This window comes from Hydrogenophaga defluvii, from assembly GCF_042665235.1.
Classification (GTDB): domain Bacteria; phylum Pseudomonadota; class Gammaproteobacteria; order Burkholderiales; family Burkholderiaceae_C; genus Hydrogenophaga; species Hydrogenophaga defluvii_A.
Window position 1 is genome coordinate 1 of record NZ_JBHTBZ010000003.1, and the last position, 13560, is coordinate 13560.

The 13560-nt window shown below is 67.1% G+C and carries 13 protein-coding genes; 3 read left to right on the top strand and 10 right to left on the bottom strand.

Features of this window, described 5'->3' with window-relative positions; all coding sequences use genetic code 11:
* Positions 1-110 precede the first annotated feature (110 nt).
* On the top strand, positions 111-458 hold the full coding sequence (locus tag ACFQU0_RS00035) for an aminotransferase-like domain-containing protein (RefSeq protein WP_382197524.1): 348 nt from the start codon (positions 111-113) through the stop codon (positions 456-458).
* Positions 459-507: 49 nt separating this feature from the next.
* Here ACFQU0_RS00035 and ACFQU0_RS00040 read toward each other — a convergent pair whose 3' ends face one another.
* From ACFQU0_RS00040 to ACFQU0_RS00075, 8 genes are all read right to left on the bottom strand, one after another.
* Positions 508-1827: an NAD(P)/FAD-dependent oxidoreductase gene (locus ACFQU0_RS00040; RefSeq protein WP_382197527.1), complete on the bottom strand. Its 1320-nt coding sequence runs from the start codon at positions 1825-1827 to the stop codon at positions 508-510.
* Positions 1828-1830: 3 nt separating this feature from the next.
* A complete protein-coding gene (speB, locus tag ACFQU0_RS00045; RefSeq protein ID WP_382197530.1) occupies positions 1831-2781 on the bottom strand; it encodes an agmatinase in 951 nt (316 codons plus the stop codon).
* Positions 2782-2900: 119 nt separating this feature from the next.
* The gene (locus tag ACFQU0_RS00050) at positions 2901-3407 is read right to left on the bottom strand and encodes a GNAT family N-acetyltransferase (protein ID WP_382197533.1); all 507 of its coding nucleotides are present in this window, start codon (positions 3405-3407) and stop codon (positions 2901-2903) included.
* Positions 3408-3456: 49 nt separating this feature from the next.
* Entirely contained in the window at positions 3457-4422 is a 966-nt protein-coding gene (locus ACFQU0_RS00055; RefSeq protein WP_382197535.1) for a Bug family tripartite tricarboxylate transporter substrate binding protein, read from the bottom strand.
* Positions 4423-4483: 61 nt separating this feature from the next.
* Entirely contained in the window at positions 4484-5095 is a 612-nt protein-coding gene (locus tag ACFQU0_RS00060) for a malonic semialdehyde reductase (RefSeq protein ID WP_382197538.1), read from the bottom strand.
* 6 nt (positions 5096-5101) lie between these two features.
* Positions 5102-5911, bottom strand: coding sequence for a citryl-CoA lyase (locus ACFQU0_RS00065; protein WP_382197541.1), 810 nt, complete (start codon positions 5909-5911; stop codon positions 5102-5104).
* Between the two features lie 12 nt (positions 5912-5923).
* The gene (locus ACFQU0_RS00070) at positions 5924-6820 is read right to left on the bottom strand and encodes a dioxygenase family protein (protein WP_382197544.1); all 897 of its coding nucleotides are present in this window, start codon (positions 6818-6820) and stop codon (positions 5924-5926) included.
* 29 nt (positions 6821-6849) lie between these two features.
* Positions 6850-7998, bottom strand: a complete 1149-nt coding sequence (locus tag ACFQU0_RS00075; protein WP_382197547.1) for a CaiB/BaiF CoA transferase family protein — start codon at positions 7996-7998, stop codon at positions 6850-6852.
* A gap of 136 nt (positions 7999-8134) precedes the next feature.
* Here ACFQU0_RS00075 and ACFQU0_RS00080 point away from each other — a divergent pair, with 136 nt between their 5' ends.
* Together ACFQU0_RS00080 and ACFQU0_RS00085 are read left to right on the top strand one after the other, a co-directional pair.
* Complete coding sequence (locus ACFQU0_RS00080) at positions 8135-9049, top strand: LysR substrate-binding domain-containing protein (RefSeq protein ID WP_382197831.1); 915 nt, start codon at positions 8135-8137, stop codon at positions 9047-9049.
* A gap of 96 nt (positions 9050-9145) precedes the next feature.
* A complete protein-coding gene (locus ACFQU0_RS00085; RefSeq protein WP_382197550.1) occupies positions 9146-10504 on the top strand; it encodes a transaminase in 1359 nt (452 codons plus the stop codon).
* Here the strand turns inward: ACFQU0_RS00085 and ACFQU0_RS00090 are convergent.
* Positions 10488-11090, bottom strand: a complete 603-nt coding sequence (locus ACFQU0_RS00090; protein WP_382197552.1) for a hemerythrin domain-containing protein — start codon at positions 11088-11090, stop codon at positions 10488-10490. The genes ACFQU0_RS00085 and ACFQU0_RS00090 overlap by 17 nt on opposite strands.
* Before the next feature lie 74 nt (positions 11091-11164).
* Entirely contained in the window at positions 11165-13456 is a 2292-nt protein-coding gene (locus ACFQU0_RS00095; RefSeq protein WP_382197555.1) for a heavy metal translocating P-type ATPase, read from the bottom strand.
* Positions 13457-13560 lie beyond the last annotated feature (104 nt).

Genomic DNA, 13560 nt, shown 5'->3' on the forward strand with positions numbered 1-13560 from the left:
CAACGGTCTACCCAGACCACCCCCGCGCCAGTGCTAGCTTTGCGTACCGTCACTTATTGCACTGAAAACGAGGAGACCCCCTGCAAGCCGCGCTGGCCGAGTTCATCGAGATGGGCCACTTCAGCAGCGCCCTGCGCCGCGCGCGGCAAACCTACGCCGAGCGCCGCGCCGCGCTGGTCAAGGCCCTGGCCCCCTGCCTGCAAGACCCCAAGGCGGGCGTGTACGTGGGCGGCGCCGAACAAGGCCTGCACCTGTGCCTGCGGCTGCCCGACCGGGTGGACGACCAGGCCCTGGCGCAACGCCTCGGCCAAAAAGGCCTGACCGTGCGCCCGCTGTCGGCGTACTGCCTGCACCGCGAAGACCTGCGCGGTCTGGTGATGGGGTACGGCTACGCGCCGCTGGCCGCCATTGAACGGTACGGCCCCATGGTGGCACGGGCGGTGGTGGCCGCCATCTGAACCGGACGACACCTAGACGCCGGCACCCCAACTTGCGGCGCTCTGAAGTTCAAACGACAGCGTCTTTCATCCGATGCCACCACATCCCCAACGCCAACGTCGGCGTGCGCAGCAGCGGGCCACCAGGGAAGTGGTGGTGCCTGAGCCGAGCAAACACATCAAAACGTTCTGACTGCCCGGCAATGGCGTCGGCCACCAGCTGGCCGGCCAGGCCGGTGAGGGCCACGCCGTGGCCGCTGAAACCCTGCAGGTAATACACCTTATCGCCCACGCGGCCGAAGTCGGGGGCGCGGTTCATGCTGATGTCCACAAAGCCGCCCCACACGTATTCGATGGGCACGTCGGCCAGGGCGGGGAAGACCTTGGCCAGGCGTTGCTGCATCACGGCCTTGAGGCCGGCCGGCGTTTTGGTGGTGTAGCTCACGCGGCCGCCGAACAGCATGCGGCGTTCGGCACTGAAGCGGAAGTAATCGAGCACGAAGTTGTTGTCGCACACCGCCGCATTGCTGGGGATGAGCTGGCGGCACTGGGCCTCGCTCAGCGGCGCGGTACCGATGATGTAGGTGCCCACAGGCATGATGCGCGGGTGGATTTGTGGCGCCACGTCGGGGCCGTGTTCGGGCAGCATGCAGTTGCCGGCCAGCACGGCGAAAGCCGCCTTGACTTTGCCTTGTGCGGTGCGCGCGGTCACGCCGCTGGCGTCTTGTTCCAGTGCGGTGACGGGTGAACCCTCGTGGATGACCACACCCGCTTCACGCGCGGCGCGGGCCAGGCCCAGCGCGTACTTGAGCGGGTGCAGGTGGCCGGAGATGGCTTCGTAACCCGCCGCCTGGTAGATGGGGCTGTCGATCAGGCGCTTGACGTCAGCGCCCGTGGCCACGTCGCACACCAGGCCGTAGTCGCGCTGCTGCATTTCCAGATCGCCCAGCAGGGCGCGCGCCTTGCGCGCCGAGTCGGCCACGTAGAGGTAGCCTTTGACGGCGTCGCAGTCGATCTGATGCTCGGCGATGCGGCGGTCGATCAGCGCGATCGCTTCGAGCGACATGTCCCAGGCGCGTTTGGCGTCGGCGCGGCCGAGCTGGCTTTCGAACTCGCCCTGGCCGCTGGCGTAGCCCACGATGAACTGCCCGCCGGTGCGGCCGCTGGCCCCCGAACCGATGCGGTCGGCCTCCAGCAGCACCACGCGCCGGCCACGCTGGGCCAGCTCCAACGCGGTGGACAACCCGGCGAAACCGCCGCCCACCACCAGCACGTCGGCGGTGACCGAACCCAACAAGGGCGACTCTGGCGCGGGCCGCGACACGCTGGCCTCGTAGTAGCTGAGCTGGTTGAGCTGGGTGTCAGAACGCAGCAGCGAGGTCTTGAACACGGCTCAGCCTCCTCGGTGCTGACCGCCGTGCTGGCGCTTGGCCACCTGGCTGGCCAGGTAGGTCCACACGAAGGTGGCAGCGGCGTTGGTGGTGAGTTCGGCGTGGTCGTAGGCCGGGGCCACTTCCACGCAGTCCATGCCCACCCAGTTGAGGTCGGCCAGTTCTTCGATGAAGGTCAGCACCTGCGAGCTGGTCATGCCACCGGGCTCGGGCGTGCCGGTGCCCGGCGCGAAGGCCGGGTCCAGGCAGTCGATGTCCAGCGTGAGGTAAAAGGGCCGCTGGCCGATGCGCTCGCGGATGGCGGTCACCATGCCGGCCAGGCCCTCGCCATCTTTGCCACGCAACTGGCGGGCGTTGTAGATCAGGCCGCCCTGGTCGGCCACGTACTCGCGCGCGGCGCGTTCGCCGCTGGAGCGTATGCCGATCTGCACCGTGTGTGCCGGGCTGGCCAGGCCCTCTTGGAGGGCCTCGTAGGTCCAGGTGCCGTGTCCCGAAGGCTCGCCGAAGTGGTCGCTCCAGGTGTCGCAGTGGGCATCAAAGTGCACCACGGCCAGGGGCTCACCATTCCCATATTTCGCCTGTGCGGCGCGCAACAGCGACAGGGTGATGGAGTGGTCGCCGCCCAGGAACACGCAGTGGTGGCGCGCCATCAGCGCGGCGGCCTGGGCTTCGATGTGGCGGCGCACCTCGAGCAGGGGCGAGGCGTTGGGCAGGCGCATGTCCAACGCGTCTCCCAGATGGTCCAACGGCGACACATTGAAGTGCGGGTGGATGCCGTCACACAACATCAGGCTGGCCGCGCGGATGGCCTGGGGGCCAAAACGCGCGCCAGGCCGGTTGGTCACCACGCCATCAAAGGGCACGCCCGCGATGGCGAAGGGCTGATCGGCCAGCGGCTCGCAGGCCAGGAAGCGGTTGCTGTTGTTGGCGTAGGCAAATTGACCCATGGCCATGGTGTTGTCCTTGTGAAATCCGGTGGGGAGGAAGTGGCGCCTGAAGGTAGCGCAATGCACACCTTACGGGCGGTGCCAATTGTGGGCGGTGTCAAGCGGCCACTGGCGCGCTCAGGCGCTCACCAGTCGAGCGACCACACCTGTCCGACCAGGTCTTTGCCAAAACTGTGATGGTGGTCTTCCTCAACGAGCCGAAACCCTTCGGCCTCGTAGATGCGGCGGGCCGACACCAGCACGTCGTTGGTCCACAATTCCATGCGGCGGTAGTTGGCGCCGCGCGCAAACGCCAGCGCGTGCGCCACCAGGTGGCGGCCCAACCCCAGGCCACGTGCACTGCGGTCCACGTACAACATGCGCAGCTTGGCGGTCTCGGCATCCTGGCGCACCACAAACACCGAGCCCACCACCTGGCCGTCGCGTTCGGCCACCCAGCAACGCTCGTGGCCAGGCTGGAAGTTGCGGATGAACTGCGCGGTGATCTCGGCCACCAGCGCTTCGAAGGTCCAGTCCCACCCGTACTCCTGCGCGTACAGGCGGGCCTGGCCACTGACGATTTGCCCCATGTCGCCCGGTTGGGGCGCGCGCAGGGTGAATTCCGACGGATCGGGCGGCAGGCCAGTGTTCATTCGGTTCATTCTAGAACCGCCCCATGGCACACCGGCCTGCGTCAGGCGCTCAGTCGATCTTGATGTTCTTCGCCTTGACGATGCGGCCGTAAATATCGGCATCGCGGCGAATCATGTTGGCCATTTCGGTGCGCGATGCGCCCAGGGGCTCGCTGTTGAGGTCGCGGATGCGCTTGGACACGTCGGCATCCTTGCTGCCTTCCACAAACACGGCGTTCATGCGGTCGACAATCGCCGCCGGCGTGGCGGCCGACGTCCAGATGCCGTGCCAGGACATCATGGTCAGGTTGGGCACTGTCTCCGACAGCGTGGGCACGTTGGGCAGGGCGGCAAAACGCGCCGGTCCCGAGTAGGCCAAGGCCTGCACCTTGCCGTCCTTAATCAGCGGGAACGCCGTGGCAATGGGCTCCATCACCGTGTCGACCTGGCCGCCCATCACATCAGGCACCGGGCTGGCGCGGTAGGGCACGTGAACCATGTCGGTGCCCGTCTCCTCCTTGAACCACTCCACGATCAGGTGCGAGGGGCTGCCCGCGCCGTAGGACGCGTGCGAGATGGCACCGGGCTTGGCCTTGGCGGCGGCCACCAGGTCTTTCACCGACTTGGCCTCCATGTTGGGCTTGGTGATCAGCACCAGGCCCTGGCGCATGGTGGTGGCCACCGGCACCAGGTCCTTCTGAGGGTCAAACGGCAGCTTGCTGTAGATGAAGGGGTTGATGGTGAAGGCGGTGGACAGGTTGTAGAGGAAGGTGTAGCCGTCCGCCGGTGCCTTGGCCACGGTGTCGGTGGCCAGGTTGCCGGCCGCGCCAGGCTTGTTGTCGATGACCACGGGCACGCCCAACTTCTTGGACGCGTAGTCGCCGTACAGGCGCGCAAAGATGTCGGGCGGGGTGCCGGCCGCAAAGCCCACCACGATCTTGATGGGGCGGTTGGGCCAATTGGCTTCTTGCGCGTGCGAGAAGCCAGCGAGGGTGGCCAGGGTGAGTGCGGCCAGCACGTGGCGTCGGATGGTCATGTGAAGTCTCCGGTTGCGAGGGGGTTTCGCTTGTTGATGAAAAATGAAAATCGCCGCTGTGTCAGGCCAGCACACAGGCCTGTTCGAACGCGAGCCGCGGTCCGCGCGCGCGTGGGGCCGGGCCCACAGGCCAGCCCAGGTTGATCAGAAAGTCCACTTCCCAACGTCCATCGGGAAAAAAGCTGCGGTTCACGCCTGCGGCATCAAAACCGCTCATGGGGCCGCAGGCCAGACCCAGGGCGCGCGCGGCCATGAGCAGGTAGGCGCCGCTGAGACTGGCATTGCGCACCGCTGTTTCGCGAGCCAGGGCAGGCTGGCGCTCAAAGTTCGCGCGCGCCTCGGCCACATGCCACAGGGTGGGCATGTGTTCATAAAAACGCGTGTCGCGCGCCACGATCACGGTCACCGGCGCCGACTGGACCTTGGGCACGTTGCCAGCCGCCACATGAGGCAGCAGGCGCTCGCGCCCGGCCTCGGTGGCGACGAACACAAACCGCGCGGGCTGGCAGTTTTGCGAGGTGGGGCCCAGGCTGGCGAGTTGGTATAGCCGCTGCAGCATGGCCGTGGGCAGTGGCGCAGGACCAAATGCCGCGTGGGTGCGGGCGTCGGTGAAGAGGCGCGCCAGCGCCGCGTCATCCAGCGCCTCCACAGGGTGCAACTCGGTGGTGCTCATGGTTGTTCAGTGCGCGTTCAGGTTCAGGCCGTCGGGCAGCACACCGTCGTATTGCAGCTCGCGGGTGGCCTGGTACGACAACGCAAACCCGGCCGGTGTCTCGGCCTCTTCGGCCAGGTGGGCGATGAGGCCGGCGGTGCGCGCCAGGATGGGGACCCCCCGCAGCGAACCCACCGGGAAGCCCACGCCCATCAACACCGCCGGGATGGCGGCCGACACGTTCATGCGCAGGTCCTTGCCCGTGATGCCAGGGATCACGCGCTCGATGGCCTGCGCAATCTCCACGTAGCGCAGGTTGGCACCGGCCTGCGTGGCCACCGCCATCAGGCGATCCACACGCGGATCGCGCGCTTTGTGCAGCGGGTGGCCATAGCCGGGGATGGGGCTGCGGCTGGCTTTGAGTTCGCTGATGACGGCGTGGGCCGCGTCATCCAGCGACACGCCGCCATCCACCCGCGCGGCCACATCCGCAAACAGTTTGCCCGCCGTTTCGGAGGCCCCCAGGATGACCGAACCGCAGCCTAGGATGCCGGCGGCCACCGCGCCTTGCAGCGCGTCGGGCGCGGCGGCGTAGGTCATGCGGCTGGCCTGCACGCTGGGCACAAAACCGTGCTCGGCAATGGCCACCAGGGTGGCGTTGAGCACGGCGCTGCACGCGGCATCGGGCTTGTTGCCGGTGAGCAGGAGGAAGAAGTAATCCGCGAAGGAGAAGTGACCGATCAGGTCGTCGCAGAGGTTGAGGCCGCGCACGACGATGGTGTTTTCGTCGGACGTGCAGATGGCCGTGTGGGGAACGGTGGATTTGCCGATTTTCATGGGGCTCTGCTTTCAGGCGGCTTGGGTGTCGAGGCGGAAGTCGTAGTGCGCCGACCAGTAGGGCTGGGCCTGCTGGCTGCCGTCGGGGGCCTGGCCTGCAGGGTGCTGTTCAAAGTCCACGATCAGGCTGGGGCGCACGCCGAAGACGGCATCGGAGTCGATGTAGGGGCTGTTGGCCACGAAGAGGTGGGTGGTGAGCTTCACGTGGCCGGGGGCGTAGACCATCATGTGGATGTGGCCGGGGCGGTTGGGGTGGCGGCCCATGCCGTCGAGCATGCGGCCCACCGGACCGTCCACCGGCACCGGGTAGTAGGTGGGCTTGATCGACCAGAACCAGTAGCGGCCCTGGGCATCGGTCTGGATGCGCGCGCGGGCGGCCATCTCGTCACCGGGCAGCTGCATGTCGTAGTTGCCTTCGCCGTCGCCGCTCCAGATGTCCAGCGTGGCGCCTGCGATGGGCTGGCCCTGGGTGTTGGTGACGCGGCCGCTGTAAAAGGTGGGCTCGCCCTTGACACCGGGCGCGATGTTCGCGCCGCAGGGCAACACGGGCGCACCTTCCCAGTAGTAGGGGCCTTGCACGGTGGCTTCGGTGGCGGGCGTGGCGCTGTGGGCGGCGGCTTGGGCTTTGGCAGCGGCGCGCAACTGGTCCAGCATCACCACCATCATGGACGCGCCCAGCGTGTCGGACAGCAGGATGAACTCCTGGCGTTTGTCGTCACAGGCCTGGCCCACGGCGGTAAGGAACTGGATGCCGGCCATCCACTCGTCGGGCTTCAAATCCACCTCGCGGATGAAGGCGTGCAGGTGCTTGATCAGCGCGGCCATGATCTCGGCAAAACGCGGTTCTTTGGCGGTGGCCAGGCGGTCGAGCACGGCGCGGGTCAGGTCGTCTTCGGTCATCGGGGTCATGGTCTTGTCTCCTTTTGTTCTGGTGGGTGTCAGGCGCCGCGCAAGCGGCGGCGTATGGGTTCGAGGATGGCGTCGTTGTCGGCCCCCAGCACGGGCGGCGCGGTCACCTCCAGCGCGCGCTCGCCGTCAAAGCTCACAGGCGAACGCACGGTGCGCCAGGTGCCGCCTTCGGGGTGGGGCGCGCTCACCTCCAGTTGCAGGTGGCGCGCCTGCGGGTCGGCCATGGCTTCCTGCGTGTCGTACATGGGAGCGTGGGGCACGTCCTGCGCTTCCAGGCGCGCGCACCAGGTGGCGCGGTCGTGCTGGCGGAACAGGCCTCCCAGCAGCGCGATCAGGTCTTCCTGGTGCTGGATGCGGCCTTCGCGGCTGGCAAAACGCGGGTCTTCAAACAGCGTGGGCCGTTCGATGGCGTTGGCCAGGCCCTGCCAGAACTTTTCAGGCGAGGACATGTGCAGCGCGATCCACCTGCCGTCGCCACATTCGAGCACGTAGGACTGCGACACGCTGGGCCGGCTGAAGGGGCCCATGATCTCGCTCTGCGAGAAGTAGTGGGTGAAGGCGTCGAGGTTGAAGTGGCACATGGCCTCCAGCATCGACACCTCGACCTTGCGGCCCACACCGGTGCGGCCGCGCTCCACCAACGCCCCCAGGATGCCATAGGCCGCGTAAAAGCCGGTCATGGCATCGGCCACGGCCGGGCCCACCACACGCGGGTTGGCCGGGTTGACCAGCAGCTTCAAAAAGCCGCTGGCGGCCTGGGCCACGGTGTCGTAGGCGGGGCGGCCGGCGGCCGGGCCGGTTTGGCCAAAGCCGCTGATGGCGCAGTACACCAGGCGCGGGTTCAGGCCACGCAGCTTGGCTTCGCCCGCGCCCAGGCGGTCGGCCGCGCCGGGGCGGAAGTTCTGGATGTAAACGTCGGCGTCCTTCACCAGCTCGTCGAACACCGCCGCGTCTTCGGGCAGCTTGGGGTTGAGCGTGACGCTGCGCTTGTTGCGGTTGTAGGTCTGGAAGTGGGTGCTGTAGAGCCCGCCCCGGAAGGCGCGGAAAGGGTCGCCGCTGCCCGGTTGTTCGATCTTGATGACCTCGGCACCGAGGTCGGCCAAAAACATGCCGGCCGCCGGGCCGGTGATGAACGTACCTTGCTCCAGCACCTTGATGCCGCTGAGGACTTTGTGCACCGCGTTGTCTCCTGTCGTGTGTCCACCCGGTGGGGTGGGCTGTTGGGAGCGGACTGTAGCGAGCGCCAACGATTTTTAACAATGATGGTTTTTCATGGATACCATCGATGGTGTCGATGATGGAAGGGAACCCCACGTGGAACTGCGGCACCTGCGCTACTTCATTGCCCTGGCGGGCTCGCTCAACTTCACCCGCGCGGCCGAGCGGCTGCATGTCACCCAATCCACCTTGTCACACCAGATCAAGCAGCTGGAAGACGAGCTGGGCCGGCCGCTGTTCGACCGCGTGGGCAAGCGCGTGGCGCTCACCGAAGCCGGCGACGAATTCCTGCACCACGCCACACGCGCGCTGCAGGAAATCGACCTCGGCCTGGGCGCGCTGCGGCGTGACGGCTCGGACATGGCGGGCGAGCTGCACATCGGTGCCACCCACACCTTCAACCTCGGCTTCATCCCCGACTGCATCGCTGCCTTCCAGCAAAAACACCCACGCGTGAAGGTGGTGGCGGAGGAACTGCCGGCCGACCAGATCGCGGCCCGCTTGCGGCAAGGCACGCTGGACCTGGGTGTGGCCTACCGCCCCAGCGCTCCGGAGGGCCTGCAGTTCGAGCCGCTCTACAACGAGGAGATGGTGCTCATCGTGGCCCAGGGCCACGCCCTGGCGCGGCGCAAACGGGTGCGCATGGTGGAGCTGAACCACCTGCCCATGGCCCTGCTGCCCGGCAGTTTTGCCACCCGCCAGATGCTGGACGAATGTTTCCGCGCGTGTGGCGCCGAGCCCCAGGTGATGGCCGAAATCAACACCCTCGCGCCCATGATGGAACTGGTGGCCAAAACCGGGCTGGCCTCCATCGTGGCCGCCAACGTGGTGCCCGCCCACGCCGGCCTGGTGGTGGTGCGCCTGGAAAGCCCCACGCCCGTGCGCACACCGGGCATGTTGTGGTCGCCCACTGCGCGCGAGGTGGCCTCCACCCGGGCGTTTTCGGCCATCGTGCGCAAGCTGGCGTTTCGCAGCAGCTTGCGGGAGACAGCGGAGCAAAAACGCGGTTGACCACCGCCATGCCATGGTTCCACTTTGCGCCCGTCGTGACCAACCACTGGCCATTGGCACCAGCGGTGCACGCACCCAGGCTTACATTGCGTTGCCATGACCACGCCACCCAACCTGCCTGCCTTGCTGGCCGCCGAGCGCCAGCGTTTCCTTGACCAGCACCCGCGCTCGCTGGCGCTGGCACGTGCCGCACAACACCATTTCCTGTTCGGTGTGCCCCTGCACTGGATGCGCGACTGGCCCACACCCGCCACCCTGTTCGTGCGCGAGGCTCGGGGCGTCACGCTCAGCTGTGCGGATGATCTGAACTACGCGGATTTTTGCCTGGGCGACACGGGCGCGATGTTCGGCCACAGCCCGGCGCCATTGGCCCAGGCCTTGGCCGAGCAGGCGGCACGCGGCCTGACCTGCATGCTGCCGGCCGAACACACGCCGGAGGTCGGCACCCTGTTGGCCGAGACTTTTGGCCTGCCCATGTGGCAAATGGCATTGACGGCCAGCGACGCCAACCGCTTTGTGCTGCGCTGGGCGCGTGCCATCACCCAACGACCCCAGCTGCTGGTGTTCGACGGTTGCTACCACGGTGCGGTGGACGACACGCTGGTGGACCGCGACCCCAGCAGCGGCGCCACGTTGCGGCGGCCCTCGGTGCTGGGCCAGGTGCACAACCACCACGCCTTCACGCGGGTGGTGCCCTTCAACGACCTGGCCGCGCTGGAAGCCGCGCTGAGCGATGGCCAGGTGGCCTGCCTGCTGGCCGAGCCGGCCTTGACCAACTGCGGCCTGGTACCGCCCGCACCCGGGTTCTGGGAAGCCGCACAGGCCTTGTGCCAGCGTTTTGGGACCCTGCTGGTGATGGACGAGACCCACACCCTGTCCACCGCACGCGGCGGCTACGCCAAAGCCCACGGTCTGGCACCGGATTTTTTTGTGGCCGGCAAAGCGGTGGCCGGTGGCCTGCCGTGTGCACTCTACGGCTTCACCGCCGAGGTGGCCGAGCGCATGCGAGCGGCCAAGAACGCCGCGCCCGAAGGCCACAGCGGCATTGGCACCACGCTGGCCGGCAACGCGCTCACGCTGGCGGCGCTGCGGGCCGCGCTGACGCACTTGCACACCGAGGCGAGCTACGGCCACATGCTGGATCTGGCAGGGCGGCTGGAACAAGGGCTGAGCCACCACATCGCCACACACGGCCTGCCCTGGACGGTGACGCGCCTGGGCGCGCGGATGGAATTGCAGTTCATGCCCCACACGCCGCGCGACGCGCAGGACGTGGTGGACCACGCCCAGCCCGAGCTGGAAAGTTTCACCCACCTGTTCATGCTCAACCGGGGCGTGTTGCTCACACCCTTCCACAGCATGATGCTGCTGTCCCCTTCAACCCAGGTGGCGGATGTGGATCGCCTGCTTGCGGCCTTCGACGCTTTGTGTGTGACGCTCAGCCCAGGCCAATAGGCGCGGGCGCGCGCATCACGATGCGGGTGAACAACCGGTCGAATGCCGGATCATGGGCGGGTGCCTCATGGCCAACGTTCTTGTGCATGCTCACCAACGGATCGACATGGCGGGAGAACGCGGCGTCCAGCTCGCGGCGGTCTTCTTCACTGAGATGGGCTTCGGCCTCGGGAAGAATGACGGTTTCTTCCAGCCGCATGTGCTCCAGGTAGAAGCCGATGTAGCGCTCGACGTCGTCCACAAAGGTTTTGCGCCGGCTTTCGCCCAGCAGCTCCCAGGCCAGCAGTTTGTGCTGCAGATCACGCACCGCCGTTTCGCCCTGCATGTGGTCGCGCTCCAACTGCTCGATGGTGGCCATGGTGTGTGGCGCCACCCGCGCCACGCGCGGGAACAGCAGGTTAGATTCCTTGGGGTGGTGCTGTTTTTCGGGAAATTCGTCGATGTAGAACAGCATGGCGCGCACCACATCGAAGAACCGTTCAGGCGCGTCGCCCGGGCCTTGGCGCACCAGGGCCAGCAAGGACTGCAGCATGGCCGACAACGCCGTGTGTTCGTCGCGGATGATGCGGAGGGTTTCGAATTTCATGGCGCGGGTCTCCTCATTGTGGTAACACTGAGCATCGCCGCCACAGCCATTTTTGTCATTGACGCAGGTCAAGTTCAGGTGGGTGGGCGCCAGCGCTTGAGCAACAACGCATTGCCCAACACGCTGACCGAACTCAGCGCCATGGCCGCACCAGCCACCACCGGGCTGAGGTAACCCAACGCCGCCAGCGGGATACCCGCCACGTTGTAGGCAAAGGCCCAGAACAGGTTTTGCCGGATCTTCATCACCGTGCGGTGCGACACGTCCAGGGCTGCCGCCACCAGACGCGGATCGCCACGCATGAGGGTGATGCCTGCCGCGTGCATGGCCACGTCGGAGCCGCCCTGGCCACCTTCGCCTTGGCCGCCCATGGCCATGCCCACGTCGGCCGCCGCCAGGGCGGGCGCATCGTTCACACCATCGCCCACCATGGCCACTGTGTGGCCCTCGGCCTTCAGTTGTTGCACCTGCCTGGCCTTGTCGCCCGGCAACACCTCGGCCATCACCTCGCCCTGCTCAGGCCTCAGGCCGAGGCGCCGAGCCATCGCTTCAGCAGCACCCCGGTTGTCGCCCGAAATCATCACCGTGCGGATGCCACGTGCATGCAAGGTTTCGATGGCCTCGCGCGCGCCGGGCTTGGGTTCATCACCAAAGGCCAGCAAGGCGTACACCCGCTCACCCCACGCCAGTGCCGACACCGTGGCACCTTCGTTCTGCAGGCGCTGGGCCGCCGGCGCCAGATCGCCCAGCGCCAGGCCCAGTTCGTCCATCCAGCGCAGGCTGCCCACACGCACAGCTTGGCCTTGGGTCATGCCCTCGGTGCCACGGCCGGGCACGGCACGCACGTCGGTGGCGGCCAGGGCCACCAGCGCGGGCTGCTCGCGCAAGGCACTCACCACGGCATGGGCCAAGGGGTGTTCGCTCTGGGCCTGCAAACCGGCCGCCAGCGCCAGGGCTTGATCGGCGTCCACCCCAGGGGCGGGCAAGAGCTGCAACAACTGCGGCTGGCCGCGTGTGAGGGTGCCGGTCTTGTCAAAGGCCACCACCTTGACGCGGTGGGCGATCTCCAGCGCCTGGGCGTCCTTGATCAGGATGCCGTGTTGGGCGGCCACGCCGGTGCCGGCCATGATGGCGGCGGGCGTGGCCAGGCCCAGCGCACACGGGCAGGCAATGACCAGCACGGCCACCGCGTGGATGAGGGCTTCTTCCGGCAGGGCACCTTGCCACCACCAGGCCAGGAACGTGATCAATGCGATGACCAGCACCACAGGCACAAACACCGCCGCCACCTGGTCCACCAGGCGCTGCACGGGGGCCTTGGTGGCCTGGGCGTCCTGCACCAGCGCGATGATGTGGTTGAGCACGCTCTGCGCGCCCACGGCCCGCACGCGGATGACCACAGCGCCCTCACCGTTCAGGCTGCCACCGGTCACGCTGTCGCCGGGGCGTTTGTGCACCGGCATGGGTTCGCCGGTGAGCATGGATTCGTTGGCCTGGGTTTCACCCTCGGCCACCTCGGCATCGGCCGGAAAACGCTCGCCAGGGCGCACTTGCAACAGGTCGCCGGGCAGCAATTCGGCCACCGGGACGTCGGTGACTTCGGTGCGTTTGATCCCGTCGGGCAATAGGTGGGCCACGTCGGGCCGCAGGGCCTGCAAGGCACGGATGGCTTCGGTGGTCTGGCGCTTGGCGCGGGCCTCGAGCCACTTGCCCAACAACACCAGGGTGATGACCACGGCCGAACCTTCGAAGTACAGGTGCACCATCTCACCCGGTTCTGCACGCCACCACAGCCAGGTGCTGAGCGCCCAGCCTGCCGTGGTGCCGATGGCCACCAGCAGTTCCATGTTGCCTGTGCGCGCCTTGAGCGCATGCCAGCCGGCGTTGTAGAAACGCGCACCCAGCACAAACTGCACCGGCGTGGCCAGCAGGAACTGTGCCCAGGCCGGCAACATCCAGTGTTGGCTGAACAGGTCGCCCACCATGGGCAGGGCCAGCGGTGCTGACAACAACACGCCCAGCAACACGGGCCAGGCGTCTGCTGGCACACCGAAGAAGCGGCGCACCTGATCTGCATTCGGTGATTCGATGGGCCGGGGTTCGTAGCCCGCATCGCGCACCGCACGCTGGATGCGTGCGGCCATGGTGAGCTGGTCTGAGGTTCCCGTGTCGGCCGCTGCCGACCAACGCACCCGCGCGGTTTCGGTGGCCAGGTTGACCGTGGCTTCCTCCACCCCGGGCAGCTTTTTCAGCGCACGCTCGACGCGGGAGACACAAGAGGCACAGGTCATGCCGCCAATGCCCAGGTCAAGCTCGCACTGTTCCGGCTCGGGGGTGCCGTTGTTGGGGAGGGTGGTGGTGTTCATGGGTGCAGTGTGAAGCTTTCCACCGTGTCAGGGTCAAGCCCTTTTTTGGGTTGATTGATCCGTGTCAAACACCTGGGGCGCCGAGGTCTCCACAATCACGCTTG

What these genes read in the sequence shown, in the direction of transcription:
- ACFQU0_RS00065 (WP_382197541.1), bottom strand. Translation starts at nt 5,911, where the DNA reads ATGAAAATCGGCAAATCCACCGTTCCCCACACGGCCATCTGCACGTCC.
- ACFQU0_RS00090 (WP_382197552.1), bottom strand. Translation starts at nt 11,090, where the DNA reads ATGAAATTCGAAACCCTCCGCATCATCCGCGACGAACACACGGCGTTG.
- ACFQU0_RS00060 (WP_382197538.1), bottom strand. Translation starts at nt 5,095, where the DNA reads ATGAGCACCACCGAGTTGCACCCTGTGGAGGCGCTGGATGACGCGGCG.
- ACFQU0_RS00050 (WP_382197533.1), bottom strand. Translation starts at nt 3,407, where the DNA reads ATGAACACTGGCCTGCCGCCCGATCCGTCGGAATTCACCCTGCGCGCG.
- ACFQU0_RS00095 (WP_382197555.1), bottom strand. Translation starts at nt 13,456, where the DNA reads ATGAACACCACCACCCTCCCCAACAACGGCACCCCCGAGCCGGAACAG.
- ACFQU0_RS00085 (WP_382197550.1), top strand. Translation starts at nt 9,146, where the DNA reads ATGACCACGCCACCCAACCTGCCTGCCTTGCTGGCCGCCGAGCGCCAG.
- ACFQU0_RS00070 (WP_382197544.1), bottom strand. Translation starts at nt 6,820, where the DNA reads ATGACCCCGATGACCGAAGACGACCTGACCCGCGCCGTGCTCGACCGC.
- speB (WP_382197530.1), bottom strand. Translation starts at nt 2,781, where the DNA reads ATGGCCATGGGTCAATTTGCCTACGCCAACAACAGCAACCGCTTCCTG.
- ACFQU0_RS00035 (WP_382197524.1), top strand. Translation starts at nt 111, where the DNA reads ATGGGCCACTTCAGCAGCGCCCTGCGCCGCGCGCGGCAAACCTACGCC.
- ACFQU0_RS00055 (WP_382197535.1), bottom strand. Translation starts at nt 4,422, where the DNA reads ATGACCATCCGACGCCACGTGCTGGCCGCACTCACCCTGGCCACCCTC.